Raw genomic sequence first — 23,891 nt, forward strand, 5'->3', positions numbered from 1 at the left:
CTGTCCGCTCCTATTCCGCTGCTTCGGCGACCGGCGTCGGCCGAAAGTCGTCCGGGAAATGGTTGAGTGCACTCATCACTGGATATGGGGTGAAGCCGCCGAGAGCGCAAAGCGAGCCGAACTTCATCGTGTTGCAAAGGTCGGTGACCAGCGCGATCTGCTTTTCCGGTTCGACGTTCTGGGCGAGCCGGTCCAGCACCTCGACGCCGCGCGTCGAGCCGATGCGGCACGGCGTGCACTTGCCGCAGCTCTCGATGGCGCAGAATTCCATGGCAAAGCGTGCCTGCTTCAGCATGTCGGCGCTGTCGTCGAAAACGACGATGCCGGCATGGCCGATCAGCCCGTCCTTGGCGGCAAACGCCTCGTAGTCGAACGGCGTGTCGAACAGGGCGCGCGGGAAATAGGCGCCGAGCGGGCCACCCACTTGCACCGCCTTGACCGGACGCCCGGTCGCCGTGCCGCCGCCGATGTCGTCGACGATCTCACCCAGCGTCATGCCGAACGCGGCCTCGTAGAGACCGGGATACTTGACGTTGCCGGCAATCTGGATCGGGATGGTGCCGCGCGAACGGCCGATGCCGAAATCCTTGTAGAAGGCGGCGCCCTTGTCCATGATCACCGGCACCGAGGCCAGCGAGATGACGTTGTTGATTACCGTCGGCTTGCCGAACAGGCCCTTGTGCGCCGGCAGCGGCGGCTTGGCCCGCACCTGTCCGCGCTTGCCTTCGAGGCTGTCGAGCAGGGCCGTCTCCTCGCCGCAGACATAGGCGCCGGCGCCGATGCGGACTTCCATGTCGAATGAATTGGCCGAGCCGAGCACATTGACGCCGAGCACGCCGGCCTTGCGGGCGATCTCGACGGCCTTCTGCATCACCGCCACCGCATGCGGGTATTCGGAGCGGATATAGATGAAGCCCTTGGTCGCGCCGGTGGCGATGCCGGCGATCGCCATGCCTTCGATCAGCACGAAGGGGTCGCCTTCCATGATCATGCGGTCGGCGAACGTGCCGGAATCGCCTTCATCTGCATTGCAGACGATGTATTTGCGGTCGGCCGACGTATCGAGCACCGTCTTCCACTTGATGCCGGTCGGGAAGCCGGCGCCGCCACGACCGCGCAGCCCGGACTCGGTCACCTGCTTGACGACGTCGGCCGGCGTCATCGCCACTGCATTCTGCAGGCCCTTCAGTCCGCCATGCGCCTTGTAGTGGTCTAGCGACAGCGGATCGGTGACGCCGCAGCGCGCAAAGGTCAGCCGCGTCTGCCTGGCAAGGAACGGGATCTTGTCCGGTGCGCCCAGCCAGCGCTTGTGGTGGCCGCCGGTGAGGAAGCCGCAGTCGAACAGGCTTTTGACGTCGGAGGGCTTCACCGGCCCGTAGGCGACGCGGCCAGTGGCTGTCGCCACTTCGACCATCGGCTCGAGGAAATAGGCGCCGCGCGAGCCGTTGCGCACGATCTTGGCCTCGATGCCGCGCTCGGCCAATTCCGCCCGAACCGCCTTGGCGACCTTTTCCGCACCCAGCGCCAGCGCGCCGGAATCGCCGGGAATGTAGATACGCGGGATCATGAGCGCACCTCGGCAACGATTTCATTGAGCTTTTCGTCATCGAGCCGCCCGATCACCTCGCCGTCCAGCATCGCCGACGGCGAGCAGGCGCAAAGGCCGAGGCAATAGACCGGCTCCAGCGTCACCGAACCGTCGCGGGTTGTCTCGTGAAAACCGATGCCCAGCAATTGCTTGAGCTTGGCGGCAATCGCATCCGAACCCATCGACTGGCAGGCTTCCGCCTGGCAAAGCTTCAGCACATGCCGGCCGGCCGGCTGGCTGCGATAATCATGATAGAAGGTGACGACGCCATGCACCTCGGCCCTGGAGATGTTCAGCGCCTCGGCGATGACCGGCAGCGCCTCCTGCGGCACATAGCCGAACTCTTCCTGTATGCCGTGCAGGATCGGCAACAGCGGGCCTTCGAGGCTTTTTAGCTCGTGGATGATCGCCGCCGTGCGCGATGCGATCTCGGTACTTGCAGGCTGCATCGTCATGCAGCGCCCTCCCTGGTCGTGGCGGTCTTCCGCTAAGTGCTTAGGAAATCAGAGGAAACCCGCTAAATCAATAAAGCCGATCCGTTGCTCGATAGAAATTTTCTATCGTTGGCGGTCACCAGCATTTTCTAGCCTAGCGACGGGCGCGGAAATCGTCCGCCAGCGCCATTGCCTCGTCCAACAGCGCCGAGACCAGCGGCGTGTGCGGCTCGCGCGGCGCCGCCACCAACCCGACGGTGTGGCTGGCATCCGGCTCGACGATCGGGATAGCCCGGATCGGCTCGGAAAAGCCGAACGTTTCCGCAAGGTTAAGCGGCATGATCGACGACCATTTGCCGGTGCGGATATGCGAAAACAGCACGATCATCGAGTTGGATTCCAATGTCGGCCGCACCTGCACGCCGGCTTCGGCCAGATGCTGGTCGATGATGCGGCGGTTCTGCATGTCCGGCGTCAGCAGGCAGAGCGGCAGCTGGCTGAGTTCCGCCCATGTCACTTTGTCGCGGTCGAAATAGGGGTTCCCGACCGCGGTGATCAGCTGGTAGCGCTCGTCGTATAGCGGCACGCTGGTGACGCGCCCGAGCGGCTCGTTATCGAGATAGGTGATGCCGGCGTCGATGTCGAAATTGCCGAGCAGCGACAGCACCTCGATCGAGGTCCGCGACAGCACCGAAAAGGTGACGCCGGGGTGCTTTGCCCGAAACGGTGTCGTCAATCGCGCCACCATGGCGAGCGCCGTCGGGATCGCCGCGATACGGATGCGCCCCGACAGGCCGTGGCGTGCCGCCCGCATCTCTTCGCGCATGGTCCTGCTGTCGCCGACGATGCGGCGCGCCCAAACCAGCACCTGCTTGCCTTCCGGCGTCAGCCCCTGGAAGCGCGAGCCGCGCAGCACCAGCATCACGCCGAGCTGGCCCTCCAGCTGCTTGATGCCGGCCGAAAGCGTCGGTTGGGTGACGCCGCACACCTCCGCCGCCCGGCCGAAATGTTCTTCCCTGGCAAGTGCTATGAAGAATTCCAGCTTGTCGATCATGCCGTCGGGAGCCTGTCACGGACGCTGTGTCCGATCGTAGCGCGCAACGTCGTGGAAATCGCCTTCGGCCGCAAGCCGCCTCTGTAAATCGTCCGCATCCACATCTTTCAGCCTGCTTACTGTTTCCCGCGATGGAATGCGGCGCTATGTGGATGAGACGGGTCGTGGACTGGACACGACGGGAGACCGAACATGCTGGGCTGGTTCCGCAAGCTTTTGCCGCGCGAAGATCGCTTCTTCGACCTGTTCGAGCGGCATTCCCGCACCGTGGTCGGCGGCGCCGAGGCACTGCAGCAGCTTTTGCAGGGCAACGACATCGACCGCTGGTGTCAGACGATCATCGATCTCGAGGACGAAGCCGACCAGATCACGGCGGAAGTGCTGCTGGCCGTGCGCCGCTCCTTTATCACGCCCTTCGATCGCGGCGACATCAAGGACCTGATCCAGTCGATGGATGATGCCATCGACATGATGCACAAGACCGTCAAGACGGTAAGGCTGTTCGAAAAGAAGGAATTCGACCCGCTGATGCAGGAAATGGGGGGCGTCATCGTCGAGGCCGCCAAGTTGGTGGCCGAGGCGATCCCGCTGCTCGGCAAGGTCGGGGCGCATACGGTGCGCCTCAATGCCATCGCCGAGGAAGTCATGCGCGCCGAAGGCCGGGCCGATGACCTGCACGAGCAAGGCCTGAAGGACCTGTTCAAGCGGCACGGCCGCAGCGACCCGATGGCCTATCTGATCGGCAGCGAGATTTACGGCCAACTGGAAAAGGTGGTCGACCGCTTCGAGGACGTCGCCAACGAAATCAGCGGCATCGTCATCGAGAACGTATAGTGGAAGCCGCAATAGCCTTTCCCGTGCTGGTCGGCCTTGTCGTCGTCGCGCTGTTCTTCGATTTCCTCAACGGCCTGCATGATGCCGCCAACTCGATCGCCACCATCGTCTCCACCCGGGTGCTGCGGCCGCATTATGCGGTGTTCTGGGCGGCTTTCTTCAATTTCATCGCCTTCATGTTCTTCGGTCTTCACGTGGCGGAGACGCTGGGAACCGGCATCATCGACGCCAGCATCGTCACGCCGGCAGTGATCTTCGCAGCACTTGTCGGCGCCATCGTCTGGAATATCGTCACCTGGCTCGTCGGCATCCCGTCCAGCAGCTCGCACGCGCTGATCGGCGGTTTGGTCGGCGCCGGCGTTGCCAAGGCAGGCACCGGCGCCATCGTCTGGGCCGGGTTGGGCAAGACCACGGCGGCCATCGTGCTATCGCCGGCGGCAGGCTTTCTGCTGGCGCTCGTCTTGATCCTCGCGGTCTCCTGGCTGTTCCTGCGGCAGACACCATTCGCCGTCGACAGCACCTTCCGCGTCATGCAGTTCTTTTCCGCCTCGCTCTATTCGCTCGGCCATGGCGGCAACGACGCGCAGAAGACCATGGGCATCATCGCCGTGCTGCTCTATTCGCAAGGCATGCTCGGCGCGCATTTTTACGTGCCGCTGTGGGTCGTCATCACCTGTCAGTCGGCGCTGGCGCTGGGCACGTTGCTCGGCGGCTGGCGTATCGTCCACACAATGGGCTCGAAGATCACCCGGCTGAACCCGATGCAGGGTTTCTGCGCCGAGACCGGCGGAGCGATCACGCTGTTTGCCGCCACCTGGCTCGGTATTCCGGTATCGACTACCCATACGATCACCGGCGCCATCATCGGCGTCGGCGCCGCCCGCCGCGTCTCCGCCGTTCGCTGGGGCATTGCCGGCAACATCGTGGTGGCATGGATCGTCACCCTGCCGGCAACCGCGGCGATCGCGGCTCTCACCTACCTTGCGCTCGGCCTGGCAAGGTGACAGCACCGTAGCACTGCGCGGCAGGCGATGCGCCGTATCTACCTATCCACAAGGTTCAGGATGTTGCCGTCCGGATCCTTGAACCATGCGACCTTCATGCCCTGACCGACATGAACGTCACCCTCCAGCGTCAGGCCTGGCATGTCGTAATGCTCGAAGGTCACGCCCTTCGATTTCAATGCCTCAACGATCTTGCCGAGTTCATCGCCGACCGTCCAGGTCACAGCTGTCGCCTTGTTGGTTCCAGCGAAGTTCGAACGGTAGACGTTGATGCTGGTATCGCCGCTTTTATAGACGATCAGTTCGCCACCTTCATTGTGCACCTCTTTCAGGCCGAGCACCCCTTCGTAGAAAGCCCTGGCCTTGGCCAGGTCCTTCACAGCGAGATTGGCCGTTGCGTTGCTGTTTGCGAGCATGGTTCGTCTCCTTCCCTGGCGGTCATTCCCTGTCCATTGAAATAGGCTGCGTTGACGATTTGGCGACGGCCACTCCCACTGGAAATGCCGTCATATGGTCGCCGCCTCCCTGATACGCTGCTGCAACTGTTGGTCCATTGCTTGGTTCTGTTCCGGAACTGCATTATCTGGAGCGGAAAAGTAGAGGAAAGAACTCATGCCCGCCGCTAATGAAAACGTGACCAAGGAAATCGTTATCGAGCGCCTGAAGACGGTCAATGGGCCGGATTTCACCGGCAATATCGTCGACCTCGGCCTGGTTTCCGAGATTTTCATTGCCGATGCCAAGGTGTTCTTTTCGATCACCGTTCCCGCTGCCCGTGCCCAGGAGATGGAACCGCTGCGTGCGGCGGCCGAGCGCGTCGTCAAGGCGATTCCCGGTGTTGCCGGCGCCGTGGTCGCGCTGACGGCTGAAAAGAAGGGCGGTGGCATGGAGGCGCCGGTTCCGCAAAGACCGGCTCAGAGGCCCGCTCCGCCGGCCGCACCTGCGCGTCCCGCGCCGCAGGCGCCCGCCTCGCACAGCCACGGCAAGCGCGGCGTACCCGGCATCGAGGCGATCATCGCCGTCGCTTCCGGCAAGGGCGGCGTCGGCAAGTCGACCACCGCCGTCAATATCGCCCTTGGGCTTGCCGCCAACGGGCTGCGGGTCGGTGTGCTCGATGCCGATATTTATGGCCCTTCCATGCCGCGTCTGCTCAACATTCGTGGCAGGCCGCAGACCGTCGACGGCAAGATCCTGAAGCCGATGCAGAACTATGGCCTCAAGGTCATGTCGATGGGCTTCCTCGTCGATGAGGAGACGCCGATGATCTGGCGCGGGCCGATGGTGATGTCGGCATTGACGCAGATGCTGCGCGAGGTCGAATGGGGACCGCTTGATGTGCTCGTCGTCGACATGCCGCCCGGCACCGGCGACGCCCAGCTGACCATGGCCCAACAGGTGCCGCTGGCTGGCGCCGTCATTGTCTCGACGCCGCAGGACCTGGCCCTGATCGATGCGCGCAAAGGCCTCAACATGTTCAGAAAGGTCGACGTGCCGCTATTGGGTATAGTCGAAAACATGAGCTATTTTCTCGCCCCCGATACGGGAAAACGCTACGACATCTTCGGCCATGGCGGCGCGCGCCGCGAGGCCGAGCGTCTCGGCGTCACCTTCCTTGGCGAAGTGCCGCTCGAGATGGGCATCCGCGAAAGCTCCGATGCCGGCACGCCGGTGGTGGTCTCGAAACCCGATGGCGCCGAGGCGAAAATCTACCGCGACATCGCCGCCAAGGTCTGGGACCGCGTCAATGAAGAGCGCGGCGCGGCCGAGGCTGCGGTGCCGAGCATCGTATTCGAGTGATACGGATGTCCTCCCCCAAGTGGACCTGAGGGGTAGGGTGGCCGGAAGGGCGGGGTGAGGTCCGTGGCGACGCGCTCCGACTTTTCCGGATGGCGGGCTGACAAACCACGATCCCGTCTAGCGCGGAGGCAGATGTATGTCTTTCGTACCAAAGAGCGGATTCGGATGGCGCGTGCCCCTTGCCTGCTCCCGCGCGTTGTCATATCGATTTGTCATACAAATACGGAGACCACGATGGCAGGCGCCCCCACCCACAAGAAAAAATTTCGCTCGCAGGAGTGGTTCGACAATCCCGACAATCCGGGCATGACGGCACTCTATCTGGAACGTTACCTGAATTACGGGCTGACGCGGGCCGAACTGATGTCCGGCAAGCCGCTGATCGGCATCGCCCAGACCGGCTCGGACCTGTCGCCCTGCAACCGCCATCACATCGAACTGGCCAAGCGCGTGCGCGAAGGCATCGTCTCGGTGGGTGGCATTCCTTTCGAGTTCCCTTGCCACCCGATCCAGGAGACCGGCAAGCGGCCGACTGCTGCACTTGATCGCAACCTTGCCTATCTCAGCCTGGTGGAGGTGCTCTACGGCTATCCGCTCGACGGCGTGGTGCTCACCATCGGCTGCGACAAGACGACGCCGGCCATGCTGATGGCCGCGGCCACCGTCAACATTCCGGCTATCGCGCTTTCGGTCGGCCCGATGCTCAACGGCTGGCACAAGGGCAAGCGCACCGGCTCCGGCACTATCGTCTGGGAATCGCGCCAGCGCCTGTCGGCCGGCGAGATTGGCTATGACGAGTTCATGGATATCGTCGCCTCCTCGGCGCCGTCGACCGGCTATTGCAACACGATGGGCACCGCAACCACGATGAATTCGCTGGCCGAGGCGCTCGGCATGCAATTGCCGGGCTCGGCCGCTATCCCCGCCCCCTATCGCGAACGCGGCCAGATCGCCTACGAGACCGGAAAGCGCATCGTCGACATGGTGCATGAGGATTTGAAGCCCTCCGACATCATGACCCGTAAGGCCTTCGAGAACGCCATCGTCGTCAACTCGGCGATCGGCGGCTCGACCAATGCGCCGATCCACCTCAACGCCATCGCCCGCCATCTCGGCGTACCGCTCGACAATGACGATTGGCAGAAGGTCGGCCTCAACATACCGCTCATCGTCAATCTGCAGCCGACGGGCGAATATCTTGGCGAGGACTATCACCATGCCGGCGGTGTGCCGGCCGTGGTCGCCGAACTGATGAAGGGCGGCCTGCTGCCCTATCCGGAAGCCATGACCGCTAACGGCAAGACCATCGGCGACAATTGCAGCGGCGCCGTCAACGAGAACCTCGACGTCATCCGCACGGTTGCCGAGCCGCTGAAAGCCAATGCCGGCTTCATCAACCTCAAGGGCAATCTGTTCGATTCGGCGATCATGAAGACTAGCGGCATCTCGCCCGAATTCCGCGAGCGCTATCTGTCGAACCCGAAGGACCCCGAAGCGTTCGAGGGCAACGCCATGGTCTTCGACGGTCCCGAGGACTATCACGCCCGCATCGACGACCCGGCACAGGGCATCGACGAGCACACCATCCTGTTCATGCGCGGCGCCGGCCCGATCGGCTATCCCGGCGGCGCCGAAGTCGTCAACATGCAGCCGCCTGCCTATCTGATCAAAAAGGGCATCCACGCGCTGGCCTGCATCGGCGACGGTCGCCAGTCGGGCACGTCGGGCTCGCCATCGATCCTCAACGCCTCGCCGGAAGCCGCCATCGGCGGCGGCCTGGCGCTGCTGAAGACCGGCGACCGCGTCCGCATCGACCTGCGCAAGGGTACCGCCGACATCCTCGTCAGCGACGACGAGATCACGCGGCGCCGCGCCCAGCTGCAAAACAAGGGCGGCTATCACTATCCGAAGCATCAGACGCCCTGGCAGGAAATCCAGCGCGGCATGGTCGACCAGTTTTCCGAAGGCATGGTGCTGAAGCCGGCGGTGAAATACCAGGATGTGGCTCATACGAGCGGCGTACCGAGGGACAATCACTGACCAGGATCCGTCGCATGAGGCGGCCGTCAGGTCGCCAATGTTGTGGTCACCTCATTTCTCCCCGTTAACAGCCCGCTAACGGGGAGAAATGCCCGGCACAGGGTTGGACGCGGTCATTTGTCAAAAGCGATTGCGCCCGCGAGAACGGGAATGCTTGACAAGCGGGCGTGACAAATCCACGATCATCGCAAGGGGTGCATCGCGACGACCCCGTGAGGCGTCAGCCCAACGTTCGCGTCCAAGCTTCTCATTCAAGGAGGTGGACGCCATGCCGTCAACAACCGCTATCACCGTGTCGCAACTGTCCCGTCTGATTGGGCTGCCGGGTGCACCCGCAATCATCGACGTCCGCATCGATGATGACTACAACGACGATCCGCGCCTGCTGCCGGGGTCGGATCGTCGTGATTTCAGGACTGTCTCGAACTGGGCTGCCGACTTCACCGGCAGGCAAGTGACAGTCGTCTGCCAGCAGGGAAAAAAGCTCTCGCAAGGCGTAGTCGCGTGGCTGCGGTACGAGGGCATTGCCGCCGAGTCGCTCGACGGCGGGTTTGAAGCATGGCGCGATGCCAAGGGCCTTCTCGTTTACGCCGACAAGATGCCGCCCGTCGATGCCAAGGGCCGCACCGTTTGGGTAACGCGTACGCGCCCGAAGGTCGACCGCATCGCTTGCCCCTGGCTGATCCGGCGCTTCATCGATCCTCACGCGGTCTTTCTCTTCGTCGAGCCGGCCGAAGTGGCGGCCGTCGCCGATCGCTTTCAGGCCGTGCCTTTCGACATCGAGAACGTGTTCTGGAGCCACCGCGGAGAACGCTGCACTTTCGACACCATGATCGAGGAGTTCGGGCTTAGATCCGAAGCGCTCGATCGCCTGGCCACGATCATACGCGCTGCCGATACTGCCAGCCTCGATCTTGTTCCGCAGGCGGCCGGGTTCCTGGCCGCCTCGCTTGGCCTGTCGCGGATGTTTCGCGACGATCTGGAGCAGCTCGAGGCCGGCATGCTGCTTTACGATGCGTTCTTCCGCTGGTGCCGCGATGCCACCGAGGAGACGCATAACTGGCCGGCGGCCGGCGCAGTCAGTCTCGGCGCAGGCAAACCATCGTGAGCGCCGTCCTTTCGAAAAAGCCGGCGGAGATCCGGGAGCCCGCTGTGCCGAGCTTCCGGGAGGCCGTGAAGGTCTGGGCGAAAATCGGCGTGCTCAGCTTTGGCGGCCCGGCCGGGCAGATCGCGCTCATGCACAAGGAACTGGTCGAGGAACGGCGCTGGATCGGCGAACAGCGCTTCCTGCATGCGTTGAACTACTGCATGCTGCTGCCTGGCCCCGAGGCCCAGCAACTCGCCATCTATATCGGCTGGCTGCTGCACAAGACGGTCGGCGGCCTTGTTGCCGGCATTCTCTTCGTCGTGCCGGGCGCGCTTGTCATGCTCGTCCTCAGCAGCCTCTATGCGCTCTATGGCGATCTACCACTCGTCGCGGCGCTGTTTTTCGGGGTCAAGGCAACGGTGCTCGCCATCGTCATCGAGGCGGTGATCCGGATCGGCAGACGCGCGCTGAAGAACCCCGTCATGGTGTCGATCGCACTCGCCGCCTTCATCGCTATCTACGCGTTGAACGTACCGTTTCCGCTGATCGTCCTGCTTGCCGGCCTGGCAGGCTGGATCGGCAACCGTAGTGCGCCGGCATTTTTTTCAGGGGCATCGCAGGGCAAGGGCGATGTTCCCGACATCAAGGGCGCGGTCGATCTGATGTTCGAGCGCGGTGAACTGACCCACGTCAGGCCGACGCGATGGCATGCGCCGCGCACTTTGGCGATCTGGCTGCCGATCTGGCTGGGGCCTGTTCTGCTGGTCTGGGCTGTCACCGGTCCTGCCAGCGTTTGGACGCAAATCGGTGGCTTCTTCAGTGTCATGGCGGTCGTCACCTTTGGCGGCGCCTACGCCGTGCTTGCCTATGTCGCGCAGGCAGCGGTCGAGTCCTTCGGCTGGCTCGCACCCGGTGAAATGGTCGACGGCCTTGGGCTTGCCGAAACCACGCCCGGCCCGTTGATCCTGGTCTTGCAGTTCGTCGGTTACGTTGCCGCCTTCCGCCACTCCGGCGCGCTTGCTCCGCTGCTCGCCGGCGCGCTTGGGGCATTGCTCACATTGTGGGCGACATTTGCGCCGTGCTTCTTGTGGATATTCCTTGGCGCGCCCTACATCGAAGCGCTGCGCGGCAACAAGGCGCTGTCGGCGGCGCTCGGCGCAATCACCGCCGCCGTCGTCGGCGTCATCATGAATCTCGCTCTATGGTTCGGCTTGCACGTCATCTTCGGCGAAGTGCGCAATGTCGGGCTTGGAATGGACGTGCCGGTGCTTTCATCGATAGACTGGCGCGCGGCGCTGCTTTCCTGTGCCTCGATGATCGCCATTCTGAAGCTGAAGATCGGTATGCTGCCGACGCTCGCCGGATCGGCGCTGGCCGGTGTCTTGTTGCTGGCGGTAAGTGGGTAACGCTCAGCCGCCCATTCTGCCGCGCGGCAGCTTGATCATATCGCCGAAGCGGGCGCGCAATTTGTCGTCGACCGGCTTCGGCACATGGCGCGGGAAGCGTTCGGCAAGCACGCGTTTCTTCTCGATGATCGCCCGCTGCAGGATATCGGGCCTGCCTTTCTCATTCCATTCCTTCGGCGAAAAGCGGTCGCCGACGGCCGGATAGAAATATTCGGTCTGCATCAGCCGCAGCGTCTGCTCGTTGCCGAGATAATGGCCCGGGCCCTTCAGGCAGACATCGGCAATGGTGTCGATCGACAGCGATTCGTCCGTCACTTCGATGCCGCGCACGCAGCGCAGGCAGTGGCCGAGCATGTCGTTGTCGATGATCAGGCTCTCAAGGCAAAAGCCGAGCAGCGAGGCGTGCATGCCGGCCGATTCATAGACCAGGTTGAGGCCGGCAAGACCGGCCATCACGTCGGTTATGCCCTTTTCGTAGCCGGACTGAATGTCAGGCAGTTTCGAATCTGTCATGCCGGCGGCCGAACCGCCCGGCAGGTCGTAAAATTGCGCCATCTGCGCGCAGGCCGCGGTCAGCACCGCCTGCTCGGCCGAACCGCCCGACATGGCGCCGGTCCGGAGATCCGAGACAAACGGCCAGGTACCGAAAATCGCCGGATGGCCTGGCTTGATGGCGTTGACATAGATGAGGCCGACGAGCACTTCGGCGACCGCCTGCACGACGGCGCCGGCAATCGCCGCCGGTGCCGTCGCACCCGCCTGGCCTGCCGACAGCAGCAGGATCGGGATGCCGCCCTCGACGCAGGCCTCGAGCACGCCACAGGCGTCCTCGGCGAACTTCATCGGCGGCACGACGAAGCAGTTGGAATTGGAGACGAAAGGCCGCGCGCGAAAATTCTCTTCGCCGCCCGCGATCGCATAGAGCATGTCGAGCGCCGGCTTGACGTTCTCACGCACGGTAAACGAGGTGCCGACATGCTTCGACGTGCCCATGACGCAGGCGTAGAGCGTGTTGAAATCCATATCGAGCGGGTCGGGAATGTCGCGCGGCACCATCGGCCGCTGGAAGAAATGGATGTTGTCGAGCCCTTCGACCAGGCGCGCGGCATCGTAAATATCCTGCAGCAGCGACTCGCGATACTCACGCTTTTCGACATCGACGAGATGCACCGCAGCACCAGCTGTGCCGTAATGCACACGCTTGCCCTGGATCACCATGTCGTGCTTCGGATCCTGGCCGTGGAGGGTGAAATGGCGCGCCGCTTTCTTGATGGTGTCGAGCACAAGGCCGCGAGGAAAGCGCAGGCGGCCGTCCTCACTGAAGGTCGCGCCGGCCTTGGTCAGCGCCTCGATGCAGGAGGGGATGGCGTTGGCGAAGCCGACCGTCTCCAGAAGGGTAAGCACGGCCTCGTGGATACGTTCGCAATCATTGCCGCTGAGCGGGCTGTAGCTCCCGCCTTCGAGGCCGGCGCGCACCGGCTTCACGTCGTCGGCGAGCGGTGCCGCCCGCATGGCGCGGCGCGCCTCGCGCCCGCCGGACCGCCGCGAACGCTGGTCTGCGGACACGTCCTGCTTCTCATGGGCCACTGGCATGAAGGCACTCCAACTTAGCTGCGGAGCGGGCGCGGCGGTTGGTCCACCATCTGCCTGCTTCGTCCCCTATACGCCGACTATGCCGCCGGCATTGGCACAGCCTATGTGCCAGCCGGTCCCGTCGCATATGCCAAGGTGCTAAAGAACCGGAGCCGCACAACATGCGCCGGCTCCGATCGGGGAAGGGAGATCAGGCCGCTGCCGGCCTGCGCCCAGCTGCCGTCGCCAGTTCGCGGATGCCGGGTTCGATGTGCTGCAAAGCGATCGAGGAAATGCCCAAGCGCATGAAACGCGATGGTTTTTCAGTGCGGTCGAAGAAGCGGTCGCCAGGCTCGATGATGACGCTGCGCGAGGCTGCGGCCTCCGCCAGTCCGCGCGAATCGGTGCCGCGCGGCCCCTCGAGCCAGAGCGACGTACCGCCGGCCGAATCGGTCGAGCGCCATTCCGGCAGGAAGGCGGAAATCGCATGGACCAGACGCTTGCGCCTCTCGTCGAAGGCACTCGACAGCCGCCGCACCAGCGCTTCGTGATGGCCGAGCGACAGGAACAACGCGACGGCGCGCTGGTTGTTCGCCGGCGGATGGCGCAGCATGAAGCGGCGCAGCGCCCGAAGCTCGGAGATCAGCCCGGCCGAGGCGACGATGTAACCGAGCCTGAGGCCGGGAGCCAGCGTCTTCGACATCGAGCCGACATAGACGACGCGGCCGGAGCGATCGAGGCTCTTCAGCGCCTGCTGCGGCGCCTCGTCCAGGAGTTGGCTGTCATAGCCGTCCTCGATGATGATCTGGTTGTGCCGGTTGGCACGCGCCAAAAGATCCTGCCGACGCTCTGCCGACAGCGGCACCATGGTCGGGCAATGATGGCTGGGCGTGACGAAGACGAAGCCGGAATCATTGGGAATGGCCGAGGTTACGATGCCGGAGTGGTCGACCGGAACCGGCTGGATCTCGGCGCCGGCCAGCCGGAAGATCGAACGCGCATCGGGATAGCCCGGGTCCTCCATCGCCACCTTGGAGCCCTTGGTCATCAACAGCGTCGCCAGCATGTAAAGCGCGTTCTGCGCGCCCAGCGTCACGATGATCTCGTCCGGATTAGCGAAGATGCCGCGTCGCGGCAGCAGCCGTGCCTGGATCTGCTCGATCAGGAGCGGATCGTCGCGGTCGACCATGTCAGACGCCCAGTTGCGGATTTCGAGCACCGCCAGCGCCATGCGGTTGCACTCGCGCCATTCGGCGGTCGGGAACAGCGCCGGGTCGAACTGGCCGTAGACGAAGGGGTAGGACGACTTGATCCAGTTGTCGTGCTTGGCCGGCGGTGGCATGTCGCTCGCCGCGATCTGCCGGCGCGCCTTCCAGTCGATCTCATTGGCCTGGTCGGGCGCCTTCTGGTGCGGTTTGGCTGGCGTCGCCAGCACTTCGGGATTGACAAAATGGCCGCGGCGCTCGCGCGCCACCAGGAAGCCCTGGTCGACCAGCTGCTGGAAGGCCAGCACCACGGTGCCGCGCGCTACGCCGAGTTTTTCGGCAAGAATCCGGCAGGACGGAAGCGGCATGGAAGCCGCGATCTGCCGGTCGAGGATGGCGGCGACGATCGCCTGACGGATCTGCGCCTGCAGGGTCTGACCGGATTCCGCCGAAATCCGGAACAGGCCGGACCATATGGCCGTGTCGTTTCGCTGTGGCATGGGAGATGTTCCTCGATGGCCAGCTTTTTTCACTTGGCTGGACCAGTCGAATGTACCGGTGGCACAAGGTGTTGCGCCAATCAATTTTTCTGATCGCTGGGATTTATGCCAGTGATCCTTTGCGCCGGCCCACGCTGCGCTGCGGCATCGCTGCGCATTGAAACAGATGGAATTCGACCCGATAGTTTGCCGCGACGACACGCGCCGGAAACATCCGGCCTGATAAGATGCACCTCAAGAACCGGAGCGAGGCAGTGGATCAACCGTCCTTTCAAAAGCAGCTCGACGCATTGCGCGATCATCGTGCGGCCAAATCGGGCTCGATGCGCGAGGCTTTCGCCGCCGATCCGCAGCGCTTCGAGAAATTCTCCGCCAGCGACGGCGACCTGCTGCTCGACTGGTCGAAATGCGCGGTCGATGCGCGGACGATGGAGTTGCTGGAGAAGCTGGCTGAGGCCGCCGACCTCGAAGGCCGGCGCGATGCGATGTTTGCTGGCAAGAAGATCAACGTCACCGAAGGCCGCGCCGTGCTGCACACGGCGCTGCGCAACCTGACCGGCAAGGGCATCGTGCTCGACGGCCAGGACGTGAAGGTGGAAGTCCTTGCCGTACTCGACGCGATGGGTGCCTTCGCGGACGCGGTGCGTTCCGGCAAGGCGGCCGGCGCGACCGGCAAGAAGATCACCGACATCGTCAACATCGGCATCGGCGGCTCCGATCTTGGCCCGGCCATGGCGACGCTGGCGCTGGCGCCCTATCACGACGGGCCGCGCGCGCATTACGTGTCCAATATCGACGGTGCCCACATCCATGACACGCTGAAGGGTCTTTCCGCCGAAACCACCCTGTTCATCATCGCCTCCAAGACCTTCACCACGGTCGAGACGATGACCAATGCCGAGACGGCGCGCGGATGGGTCGAGAAGGCGCTCGGCAAGGAAGCGGTCGGCAAGCATTTCGCCGCCGTCTCGACGGCGCTCGACCTGGTCGCCAAATTCGGCATCGCGCCCGATCGCGTCTTCGGCTTCTGGGACTGGGTCGGCGGCCGCTATTCCGTCTGGGGCGCGATCGGCCTGCCGGTGATGATTGCCGTCGGCCCGCGGAATTTTCGCGCCTTTCTCGACGGCGCCCATGAGATGGACGAGCATTTCCGCACCGCGCCGCTGCCAAAGAACCTGCCGGCGCTGATGGGGCTGATCGGCTGGTGGCACCGGGTGGTCTGCAAATACCCCGCTCGCGCCGTCATCCCCTACGATCAGCGTCTGTCCAGGCTGCCGGCCTATCTGCAGCAGCTCGACATGGAATCGAATGGCAAGAGCGTCACCCTGGACGGCGGCGCTGTAACGACGCCGACCGGCCCGCTGGTCTGGGGCGAGCCCGGCACCAATGGCCAGCATGCCTTCTTCCAGCTTCTGCATCAGGGCACCGATTTCATTCCGGTCGAATTCCTTGCCGCTGCCGTGGGCCACGAGCCGGAACTGAAGCATCACCACGACCTTCTGCTCGCCAATTGCCTGGCGCAGTCGGAAGCCTTCATGAAGGGCCGCACGCTTGAGGAAGCCCGCGCGCAGATGCTGGCGAAAGGCATGAAGCCGGCCGATGTCGACAGGATTGCTCCGCACCGCGTCTTCTCCGGCGACCGCCCCTCGGTGACGATCCTCTACAGGAAACTCGACCCCCACACGTTCGGACGGCTGATTGCACTCTACGAGCACCGCGTCTTCGTCGAAGGCACGCTGTTCAACATCAACTCCTTCGACCAGTGGGGCGTCGAGCTTGGCAAGGAACTGGCGACCGGGCTGCTGCCCGTCGTTGAAGGCAAGGAGAACGCCGCAAAGCGAGATGCCTCGACTGCCGGACTGGTGGAATACATTCACCGCTTGCGCGGCCCGGAGTGAAAAGCTTGGCGGACATCAAGGGAATATTGTTCGACAAGGACGGCACGCTCGTAGATTTCAATGCGACATGGCTGGGCATCGCCGATTTCATGGCGATGGACGCGGCCGAAGGCGATCGCTGGAAAGCAGACAGGCTGCTTGCGGCGGCGGGCTTCGACTTCGCCACCAAGCGCTTCAAGCCGGATTCGATTTTTGCCTCCGGTACCAACATGGACGTCGTCGAGCTGTGGTTTCCACGGCTGTCCGACGAGGACCAGATGCTTGCCGTTGCCCGCTTCAACGCCATCACTTCGGCGCAGGGATCGGCAATGGCGGTGGCGCTGCCGGGTGTGGTCGAGACGCTTGGCCTGCTTCACAGAAAATCCTACCGGCTTGGCGTCGCCACGAACGACTCGACCAGCGGTGCGGAAAAGACCTTGGTCACGCTGGGCGTCGCGCAGCTTTTCGACGCCGCCTATGGTTACGATGCGGTGGCCAATCCAAAACCGGCGCCGGATACGATCCTTGCCTTCTCGGACCTGACAGGGCTCAGGCCGGCGACGATCGCAATGGTCGGCGACAATCGCCACGATCTGGAGATGGCGCGGGCCGGCGGCTGTGGCCTGGCGATTGGCGTGCTGTCCGGCACCGGCACACGTGAATCGCTGTCGCAGATCGCCGACGTCATCCTGGATTCAGTTGCCGATCTGCCCGATTTTCTTTCCGCCCGAGTCAGCGCGACGGTCTAGACTCGCAGCTGGCTGGTCCGAACGAGAACACGCCGCTCGGCTTCATCGCCGCATTCCTGCCTTCGCCGACATCCGGCACCTCGTATTCGGCCAGCAGGCGAAGCCGCGAGCGGGGCAGATAGGCGCGGCCCGGATCGCCGACCAGCACGGCGATGCCGGCCTCAAGGCAGCGGTCGAGGAAGGGAACGACCCGGCCCGCAAGATCATGGGCGTAAAACAGGTCGCCGACCACCACGACATCCACAGGTGGCGGCGGACCGTTGGTGATGTCCTCGCCGATCGTCGCGATCACGACGCCGTTCGCCGCGGCGTTGAGGCCGAGCGCAACCACACCATTGCGATCGATCTCGGCCGCGACGACCTCGCTGGCGCCGGCTTTTGCCGCTGCGATGCCGACCAGACCCGAACCGGCGCCGAGGTCGAGCACGCGACGGCCGGCCACGGTCTCCGGCCGGTCGAATATGTAGCGGGCGAGCACCGCGCCGCCGGCCCAGACATAGGCCCAGTACGGTGGCTCCGGTTCAGGCCCGTCTTCTTCGGTCGCGTGTTGGCTCCACTCGACAAGCCGCCTGAGTCCGCTTCCCGGATGGGCGGTGTAAAGCCGAATATCGGGAATCGCAGGCACTGCCGCGATCCGCATGTTCGCCCGGATGAACTCTGCCGGGTCCGGACGCGCACCTGTATCCATGGCGTGGGCGTCGGCGATGCAATGACTCAAGCTGCGCCTAGCCCCGCAACGCCCGGCGCAGGATCTTGCCGACCGGTGTCTTCGGCAGTTCGGTGCGGAACTCGATATATCTGGGGCGTTTGTAGCCGGTCAGGTTCTCGCGGCAATAAGCCGTCAGCATCTCGGCGGTCAGTGCCGGGTCCTTTTTGACGACGAACAGCTTCGGCACTTCACCCGAATGCTCGTCCGGCACGCCGATCGCCGCCACTTCGAGTACGCCCGGATGCTGCGCCACCACCTCCTCGAGTTCGTTCGGATAGACGTTGAAGCCGGAAACAAGGATCATGTCCTTCTTGCGGTCGACGATCTTGGTGTAGCCGCGCTCGTCCATGAAGCCCATGTCGCCCGACTTGAAGAAGCCGTCCTCGGTCATCACCTTGGCGGTCTCGTCCGGCCGGTTCCAGTAGCCGGCCATCACCTGCGGTCCGCGGATGCAGATTTCGCCAACTTCGCCGAGCGGCAAATTGTTGCCGTCGTCGTCGCGGATGGCGAGCTCGGTCGAGGGCAGCGGCAGGCCGATCGTGCCGGTGTAAACGCCGTCGCTGAATTTGTTGATGGTTGCCCCCGGCGAGGTCTCGGTGAGCCCGTAGGCTTCGCTGATCGGGCAGCCGGTCAGCGCCTTCCAGCGTTCGGCGATGGCCCTCTGCACCGGCATGCCGCCACCCAGCGTCAGGATCAGCGGCTTGAAATCGAGCTTGCGGAAATCCTCATTGTTGAGCAGCGCATTGAACAGCGTGTTGAGGCCCGGAAAGATGTGGATCGGGTATTTCTGCAGCTCCTTGACGAAGCCGGGAATGTCGCGCGGATTGGGGATGAGGACATTCTGCGCGCCTTGCTGCATGCCTACCAGCACGTTCGCCGTCAGCGCAAAAATGTGATAGAGCGGCAGCGCGCAGAGGAAGTTCATATGGGCCGGCTTCGGTTTGACGGTAAAGGCGTCTTCGGCCCATAACGCGTTCTGCGCGACGTTCGCCAAAATGTTGCTGTGCAAAAGCATCGCGCCCTTGGAGATGCCGGTCGTGCCGCCCGTATATTGCAGGAAGGCGATGTCGTCGGCCACGACCTCGGCGGGTTTGAAGGTCACGCCGGAGCCGGCCTTCAATGCGGCGTTGAATTTGACATGGCCGGGCAGTGACCATGCCGGCACCATCTTCTTGACGCGGCGTACAACGAAGTTGACGATTGGTCCCTTGACCCCGCCGAGCATGTCGCCCATCGAGGCGACCACGACATGCTTGACCGCCGTCCTGGCGATCACCGCCTGCAGGGTGCAGGCGAAATTTTCGAGGATGACAATGGCTTGAGCGCCGGAATCCTTGAGCTGGTGCTCCAGCTCGCGCGGCGTGTAGAGCGGATTGATGTTGACCACGACATAGCCGGCGCGAAGCACTGCCATAATCGCCACCGGATATTGCAGCACATTCGGCATCATCAGCGCGACGCGCGCGCCCTTCTGCAGCCCCGTTGATTGGAGATAGGCGCCGAAGGCGGCCGACTGTTGCTCGAGGTCGGCATAGGTGATCGATTTGCCCATGCAGACGAAGGCCGGCCGATTCGCAAACTGCTTGCACACGGCGACGAGAAAGTCGCCGATCGAGCTGGAGGGCAGGGCGCCAATCTCGGCCGGCACGATCTTTGGGTAACTCTGGAGCCATGGTTTTTCAGGCAGGCCGGCGGCCAGTGCGGTGATCGCCTTCGGTAATCTCTTGGCCGGACCTGCCGGCGGTCGTGGCGCTGTCGGCACTGCCTTCGCCGCCGGCTTGGCGGCAGATTTTGCTGCAGACGCCGTCTTGCCGGTTGCCGGTTTAGCAGCCGTTCCAGCCCCGGTCTTCGCCGCCGGCTTCGCGCTTGCCTTCGCGGTAGCCGTCGGCCTGGCGGCGGCCGCTTTTGGCTTGACCGCTTTCGATGTTGCCTCGGCCTTTGCTTTCGCCGCGTTGGTTGTCTTTGCCGGTTTTGCCACCTGTCGCTCCCTCAATCGTTCTTATTGTGTCGGTACGCTTGCGCGCCGCCGCCCCTGACGAACAAAGGTATCCCACGCTTGCGGCCATGTCCGGAACCTGGGAAATCCAGCACGCTGTCCATCTATCTATGTATTGCCACACGCGGCGGCCGTGCAAGCCTCGCCCACCTGGAGTGCGGCAAGACTTGCTGTCAAACCTCTCGGCCGCGACCGGTTTTTGGACGCGCATCTCTTGAACCGAACGGCTCGATTCCCCCAATTGGCGGCATCGCAGATCAACAAAAAATTGAAGTCGCTAATAATGTCGTGATCTGCGGATTCGGCTCGTTTTTTCCACAATTTGCTGCGTGCCGGAATTCTTTTTCTGCTTCCCGTGGGTTAGGCAAACAAGCAGTTCCAAAGCTAGAAAAACGGTGCTTATATGCGGCCTTCGCGAGCCTGACAGAGGGGCTTGGAAGAACATCAGGGAGTGCTCAATGAAAAAGAAACTGACTTTTGCAGCCGCGTTGCTGGCTGCAAGCGTCCTCGGCGGCATGGCCAATGCAAAACAACTGGTCTATTGCTCGGAGGCTTCGCCGGCCGGCTTCGACCCGTCGCCATGGAGCGGCGGCAACGACTTCGACGCCTCGTCGCGCACCATCTATTCGCGCCTTGTCGAGTTCGAGCATGGCAAGACCACCATCTCGCCCGGCCTGGCCGAGAGCTGGACGGTTTCCGACGACGGTCTCGAATACACCTTCAAGCTTCGCCCGGGTGTGAAATTCCAGACGACGGATTATTTCACGCCGACGCGCGACCTCAACGCCGACGACGTGATCTTTTCCTTCGAACGCCAGTGGAAGAAAGAAAGCCCGTGGTACAGCTATCTGGAAGGCACCGGCTGGGAATATTTCACCGGCATGGGCTTCCCCGATCTCCTGAAGGAAATCGTCAAGGTCGACGACCTGACGGTGAAATTCGTGCTGAACAAGCCTGAAGTCGCGTTCCTGCCGGACCTCGGCATGGATTTCGCCTCGATCGTTTCCAAGGAATATGCCGACCAGCTCGACAAGGCCGGCACCAGGCAGCAGTTCACCCAGAAGCCGGTCGGCACTGGTCCGTTCCAGTTCGTCGACTATCAGGTCGATGCGGTCGTGCGCTATGCGGCATGGGACGGCTACTTTGGCGGCCGCCAGAAGATCGACGATCTGATCTTCGCCATTACACCCGATCCCGCCGTACGCGCGCAGAAGCTGAAGGCAGGCGAGTGCGATATCATGTCATACCCGGCGCCGGCCGACATTGCCGGACTGCAGGGTGACGCGAACCTCAAGGTCGACGAGCAGGAAGGCCTCAACATCGGCTATCTCGCCTACAACACCACGCAGCCGCCCTTCGACAAGGTCGAGGTCCGCAAGGCCCTCAACATGGCGGTCAACAAGAAGGCGATCATCGACGCCGTCTATCAGGGCGCCGGCCAGGTTGCCGTCAACCCGATTCCGCCGACCATGTGGTCCTACAACAAGGACATCAAGGACGATCCCTATGATCCCGAGGCGGCCAAGAAGATGCTGGCCGATGCAGGCGTCAAGGATCTGTCGATGAAGATCTGGGCAATGCCGGTCAGCCGTCCCTACAACCCGAACGCCCAGCGCGTGGCCGAACTGATCCAGGCCGATTATGCCGCCGTCGGCGTCAAGGCGGAGATCGTCAGCTACGAATGGACCGAATACCGCCAGCGCGGCAAGGCCAAGGATCGTGACGGCGCCTTTGAACTGGGCTGGACCGGTGACAATGGCGACCCGGACAATTTCCTGTTCCTGCTCGGTTGCGATGCTATCGGCCAGTCCAACTATGCGATCTGGTGCAACAAGGAGTTCGACGATCTGCTGAAGAAGGGCAAGGCGACGACCGACGTCGCCGAGCGCACCAAGATCTACGAGGAAGCTCAGGTGGTGTTCAAGCGTGAGGCTCCGTGGCTGACCATCGCCCACTCCAAGGTCTTCATGCCGATGAACAAGAAGGTGTCGGGCTTCGTTATGGACCCGCTCGGCATTCATCGGTTTGACGGCGTCGACGTCACCGAATAAGTCCTGAGAAATTGAACGGCGGCGCTGGACTTCCCGCGCCGCCGTTCTATGAAGCAAGATGCTCCGTTATCTCTTCCACAAGCTCGCTTTGATCATCCCGACCGTGTTCGGCATATCGCTGGCGGCGTTCGCTTTCGTCCGGCTTCTGCCTGGCGATCCTATCCTGGCCCTGGCGGGCGAGCGCGGCGTCAGCCCCGAGCGCTACGCCCGGCTCATCGAGCAGTTCGGCTACAACCGGCCCTATGTCATCCAATACCTGGAATATATCGGCAGGGTCCTGACCGGCGATTTCGGCATATCCATTGCCACCAAGCGGCCAGTGCTCGGCGAATTCCAGGCGCTGTTTCCAGCCACGCTGGAACTGGCGACAGTGGCGTTGATCATCGCCGTCCTGCTCGGCATTCCTGCCGGTATCTTCGCCGCGGTCAAGCGTGGCTCGTGGTTCGACCAGGCGACGATGGGTGTCGCGCTGACCGGCTATTCGATGCCGATCTTCTGGTGGGGGTTGCTGCTCATCATCTTCTTCTCCGGCTATCTCGGCTGGACGCCGGTTTCCGGCCGCATCGGCCTGCAGTATTTCTTCAGGCCGACGACCGGGTTCATGCTCATCGACAGCCTGATCTCCGGCAGGAGCGGCGCTTTCAAATCCGCCGTCAGCCATTTGATCCTGCCGTCGATCGTGCTGGCGACGATCCCGCTTGCCGTCATAGCGCGTCAGACGCGCTCGGCGATGCTCGAGGTGCTGGGCGAGGACTATGTCCGCACCGCGCGCGCCAAGGGCCTGGCGCCGCGCCGCGTCATCGGTCTGCACGCTTTTCGCAACGCGCTGATCCCGGTGGTCACCACCATTGGCTTGCAGGTCGGCACATTGATGGCGGGCGCCATTTTGACCGAAACCATTTTTTCCTGGCCGGGCATCGGCAAATGGATGATCGACGCCATCGGCAAGCGCGACTATGTCGTCGTCCAGAGCGGATTGCTGATCATCGCGCTGATCGTCATGGCGGTGAACCTGATCGTCGACGTGCTCTACGCCGTCATCAATCCGCGCATCCGGGTGCAGTGAGATGACCGACGAATCCGCCGCCGAAGCCACCGCTGCCTCCATCCCGACAGGCGGCAGGCAACGGGCTTTCGCCGAGTTCTGGCACTATTTCTCGATGAACACCGGCGCGGTAATCGGCCTTGTCGTGTTTTCGGCGCTGGTGCTGGTGGCGATCTTTGCGCCGTTCGTCGCCCCACATTCGCCCGACGAGCAGTTTCGCGATGCGCTGCTGGCACCTCCTGCCTGGCAGGAAGGCGGCAAATCGATGTTCCTGCTCGGCACCGACGCCGTCGGTCGCGACATGCTTTCACGGTTGATCTTCGGGGCGCGTTTTTCGCTGTTCATCGGCCTGGTGGTCGTCGTCTTCTCACTCACCAGCGGCATCGTGCTTGGCGTGCTCGCCGGCTATTTCCGCGGCTGGGTCGACACGCTGATCATGCGCATCATGGATATCATCCTGGCCTTCCCGTCGCTGCTTCTGGCGCTGGTGCTGGTGGCGATCCTCGGCCCGGGCCTGTTCAACGCCATGCTGGCGATCGCGCTGGTGCTGCAGCCGCATTTCGCACGCCTCACCCGCGCCGCTGTGATGGCCGAAAAGAACCGCGAATATGTCATCTCCGCCAAGGTGGCCGGCGCCGGTCATCTTCGCTTGATGGTGAGGACGATCCTGCCGAACTGCCTGGCACCGCTGATCGTGCAGGCGACGCTGTCCTTCTCCAACGCTATTCTCGAGGCTGCGGCGCTCGGCTTCCTCGGTGTCGGTGCGCAGCCGCCGACGCCGGAATGGGGCACGATGCTGGCCTCGGCGCGCGAGTTCATCCTGCGCGCGCCTTGGGTGGTGACCTTCCCCGGCCTTGCCATCCTGATCACTGTGCTTGCCATCAACCTGATCGGCGATGGTCTGCGCGATGCCTTCGATCCCAAGCTGAAGAGGTCATGATCC

At 63.2% G+C, this 23,891-nt stretch carries 19 protein-coding genes; 11 read left to right on the forward strand and 8 right to left on the reverse strand.

What is annotated here, in order from left to right; genetic code table 11:
- Positions 1-10 precede the first annotated feature (10 nt).
- The 3 genes from AC0L2Y_RS26850 to AC0L2Y_RS26860 all read right to left on the reverse strand — a co-directional run bounded on the left by AC0L2Y_RS26850 (position 11) and on the right by AC0L2Y_RS26860 (position 3,076).
- Positions 11-1,567 (reverse strand): formate dehydrogenase beta subunit, encoded by a 1,557-nt coding sequence (locus AC0L2Y_RS26850; RefSeq protein ID WP_473560633.1) that lies wholly within the window; start codon positions 1,565-1,567, stop codon positions 11-13.
- Entirely contained in the window at positions 1,564-2,043 is a 480-nt protein-coding gene (locus tag AC0L2Y_RS26855) for a formate dehydrogenase subunit gamma (RefSeq protein WP_352488066.1), read from the reverse strand. Before AC0L2Y_RS26855 ends, AC0L2Y_RS26850 begins: the two co-directional genes overlap by 4 nt.
- A gap of 133 nt (positions 2,044-2,176) precedes the next feature.
- Positions 2,177-3,076 carry a LysR family transcriptional regulator gene (locus AC0L2Y_RS26860; protein ID WP_023717897.1) on the reverse strand — a complete coding sequence of 300 codons (900 nt, stop codon included), beginning with the start codon at positions 3,074-3,076 and terminating at the stop codon, positions 2,177-2,179.
- Positions 3,077-3,268: 192 nt separating this feature from the next.
- Between AC0L2Y_RS26860 and AC0L2Y_RS26865 the strand changes: the two genes are divergently transcribed.
- A complete protein-coding gene (locus tag AC0L2Y_RS26865) occupies positions 3,269-3,910 on the forward strand; it encodes a DUF47 domain-containing protein (protein ID WP_254816177.1) in 642 nt (213 codons plus the stop codon).
- Positions 3,910-4,914, forward strand: coding sequence for an inorganic phosphate transporter (locus tag AC0L2Y_RS26870; RefSeq protein ID WP_352488068.1), 1,005 nt, complete (start codon positions 3,910-3,912; stop codon positions 4,912-4,914). The genes AC0L2Y_RS26865 and AC0L2Y_RS26870 overlap by 1 nt, the downstream gene beginning before the upstream one ends.
- A 38-nt stretch (positions 4,915-4,952) precedes the next feature.
- Here the strand turns inward: AC0L2Y_RS26870 and AC0L2Y_RS26875 are convergent, their stop codons facing one another.
- Positions 4,953-5,330: a VOC family protein gene (locus AC0L2Y_RS26875; protein WP_352448526.1), complete on the reverse strand. Its 378-nt coding sequence runs from the start codon at positions 5,328-5,330 to the stop codon at positions 4,953-4,955.
- A 196-nt stretch (positions 5,331-5,526) separates the two neighbouring features.
- Here AC0L2Y_RS26875 and AC0L2Y_RS26880 point away from each other — a divergent pair, with 196 nt between their 5' ends.
- The 4 genes from AC0L2Y_RS26880 (at position 5,527) to chrA (ending at position 11,244) form a co-directional block, all read left to right on the forward strand.
- The gene (locus tag AC0L2Y_RS26880) at positions 5,527-6,711 is read left to right on the forward strand and encodes an Mrp/NBP35 family ATP-binding protein (protein WP_352488071.1); all 1,185 of its coding nucleotides are present in this window, start codon (positions 5,527-5,529) and stop codon (positions 6,709-6,711) included.
- A 234-nt stretch (positions 6,712-6,945) separates the two neighbouring features.
- A complete protein-coding gene (locus AC0L2Y_RS26885) occupies positions 6,946-8,751 on the forward strand; it encodes an IlvD/Edd family dehydratase (RefSeq protein WP_473560636.1) in 1,806 nt (601 codons plus the stop codon).
- Positions 8,752-9,019: 268 nt separating this feature from the next.
- Positions 9,020-9,859 (forward strand): chromate resistance protein ChrB domain-containing protein, encoded by an 840-nt coding sequence (locus tag AC0L2Y_RS26890; protein ID WP_473560637.1) that lies wholly within the window; start codon positions 9,020-9,022, stop codon positions 9,857-9,859.
- A complete protein-coding gene (gene chrA / locus AC0L2Y_RS26895; RefSeq protein WP_473560638.1) occupies positions 9,856-11,244 on the forward strand; it encodes a chromate efflux transporter in 1,389 nt (462 codons plus the stop codon). The genes AC0L2Y_RS26890 and chrA overlap by 4 nt, the downstream gene beginning before the upstream one ends.
- Before the next feature lie 3 nt (positions 11,245-11,247).
- Here the strand turns inward: chrA and AC0L2Y_RS26900 are convergent, their stop codons facing one another.
- Both AC0L2Y_RS26900 and pdxR read right to left on the reverse strand, forming a co-directional pair.
- On the reverse strand, positions 11,248-12,837 hold the full coding sequence (locus tag AC0L2Y_RS26900; protein WP_473560639.1) for a trimethylamine methyltransferase family protein: 1,590 nt from the start codon (positions 12,835-12,837) through the stop codon (positions 11,248-11,250).
- 190 nt (positions 12,838-13,027) lie between these two features.
- Positions 13,028-14,521 (reverse strand): MocR-like pyridoxine biosynthesis transcription factor PdxR, encoded by a 1,494-nt coding sequence (pdxR, locus tag AC0L2Y_RS26905; RefSeq protein ID WP_352665367.1) that lies wholly within the window; start codon positions 14,519-14,521, stop codon positions 13,028-13,030.
- 254 nt (positions 14,522-14,775) lie between these two features.
- Between pdxR and pgi the strand changes: the two genes are divergently transcribed.
- Both pgi and AC0L2Y_RS26915 read left to right on the forward strand, forming a co-directional pair.
- Positions 14,776-16,419, forward strand: a complete 1,644-nt coding sequence (gene pgi / locus AC0L2Y_RS26910) for a glucose-6-phosphate isomerase (protein WP_473560641.1) — start codon at positions 14,776-14,778, stop codon at positions 16,417-16,419.
- 5 nt (positions 16,420-16,424) lie between these two features.
- Complete coding sequence (locus tag AC0L2Y_RS26915; protein WP_473560643.1) at positions 16,425-17,147, forward strand: HAD family hydrolase; 723 nt, start codon at positions 16,425-16,427, stop codon at positions 17,145-17,147.
- On the opposite strand, the gene AC0L2Y_RS26920 is transcribed toward AC0L2Y_RS26915, so the two are convergent.
- Positions 17,131-17,835 carry a class I SAM-dependent methyltransferase gene (locus AC0L2Y_RS26920; RefSeq protein WP_473560717.1) on the reverse strand — a complete coding sequence of 235 codons (705 nt, stop codon included), beginning with the start codon at positions 17,833-17,835 and terminating at the stop codon, positions 17,131-17,133. The two genes, AC0L2Y_RS26915 and AC0L2Y_RS26920, sit on opposite strands and share 17 nt — an antisense overlap.
- Before the next feature lie 37 nt (positions 17,836-17,872).
- Positions 17,873-19,834, reverse strand: a complete 1,962-nt coding sequence (locus AC0L2Y_RS26925) for a long-chain-fatty-acid--CoA ligase (protein WP_473560645.1) — start codon at positions 19,832-19,834, stop codon at positions 17,873-17,875.
- 476 nt (positions 19,835-20,310) lie between these two features.
- Here AC0L2Y_RS26925 and AC0L2Y_RS26930 point away from each other — a divergent pair, with 476 nt between their 5' ends.
- Genes AC0L2Y_RS26930 through AC0L2Y_RS26940 form a run of 3 tightly spaced genes read left to right on the forward strand, consistent with a single transcriptional unit; the run spans position 20,311 to position 23,888 of the window.
- The gene (locus AC0L2Y_RS26930) at positions 20,311-21,903 is read left to right on the forward strand and encodes an ABC transporter substrate-binding protein (RefSeq protein ID WP_473560647.1); all 1,593 of its coding nucleotides are present in this window, start codon (positions 20,311-20,313) and stop codon (positions 21,901-21,903) included.
- Between the two features lie 58 nt (positions 21,904-21,961).
- The gene (locus tag AC0L2Y_RS26935) at positions 21,962-22,969 is read left to right on the forward strand and encodes an ABC transporter permease subunit (RefSeq protein WP_473560649.1); all 1,008 of its coding nucleotides are present in this window, start codon (positions 21,962-21,964) and stop codon (positions 22,967-22,969) included.
- 1 nt (position 22,970) lies between these two features.
- On the forward strand, positions 22,971-23,888 hold the full coding sequence (locus AC0L2Y_RS26940; RefSeq protein WP_023676823.1) for an ABC transporter permease subunit: 918 nt from the start codon (positions 22,971-22,973) through the stop codon (positions 23,886-23,888).
- Positions 23,889-23,891 lie beyond the last annotated feature (3 nt).

It is taken from the genome of Mesorhizobium sp. WSM4830 (genome assembly GCF_055811495.1).

Bases quoted from the DNA above. Each gene is read 5' to 3' on its own strand.
- AC0L2Y_RS26850 (WP_473560633.1), bottom strand. From the start codon at position 1,567: ATGATCCCGCGTATCTACATTCCCGGCGATTCCGGCGCGCTGGCGCTG.
- AC0L2Y_RS26855 (WP_352488066.1), bottom strand. From the start codon at position 2,043: ATGACGATGCAGCCTGCAAGTACCGAGATCGCATCGCGCACGGCGGCG.
- AC0L2Y_RS26860 (WP_023717897.1), bottom strand. From the start codon at position 3,076: ATGATCGACAAGCTGGAATTCTTCATAGCACTTGCCAGGGAAGAACAT.
- AC0L2Y_RS26865 (WP_254816177.1), top strand. From the start codon at position 3,269: ATGCTGGGCTGGTTCCGCAAGCTTTTGCCGCGCGAAGATCGCTTCTTC.
- AC0L2Y_RS26875 (WP_352448526.1), bottom strand. From the start codon at position 5,330: ATGCTCGCAAACAGCAACGCAACGGCCAATCTCGCTGTGAAGGACCTG.
- AC0L2Y_RS26880 (WP_352488071.1), top strand. From the start codon at position 5,527: ATGCCCGCCGCTAATGAAAACGTGACCAAGGAAATCGTTATCGAGCGC.
- AC0L2Y_RS26885 (WP_473560636.1), top strand. From the start codon at position 6,946: ATGGCAGGCGCCCCCACCCACAAGAAAAAATTTCGCTCGCAGGAGTGG.
- AC0L2Y_RS26890 (WP_473560637.1), top strand. From the start codon at position 9,020: ATGCCGTCAACAACCGCTATCACCGTGTCGCAACTGTCCCGTCTGATT.
- AC0L2Y_RS26900 (WP_473560639.1), bottom strand. From the start codon at position 12,837: ATGCCAGTGGCCCATGAGAAGCAGGACGTGTCCGCAGACCAGCGTTCG.
- pdxR (WP_352665367.1), bottom strand. From the start codon at position 14,521: ATGCCACAGCGAAACGACACGGCCATATGGTCCGGCCTGTTCCGGATT.
- AC0L2Y_RS26920 (WP_473560717.1), bottom strand. From the start codon at position 17,835: ATGGATACAGGTGCGCGTCCGGACCCGGCAGAGTTCATCCGGGCGAAC.
- AC0L2Y_RS26930 (WP_473560647.1), top strand. From the start codon at position 20,311: ATGAAAAAGAAACTGACTTTTGCAGCCGCGTTGCTGGCTGCAAGCGTC.
- AC0L2Y_RS26935 (WP_473560649.1), top strand. From the start codon at position 21,962: ATGCTCCGTTATCTCTTCCACAAGCTCGCTTTGATCATCCCGACCGTG.
- AC0L2Y_RS26940 (WP_023676823.1), top strand. From the start codon at position 22,971: ATGACCGACGAATCCGCCGCCGAAGCCACCGCTGCCTCCATCCCGACA.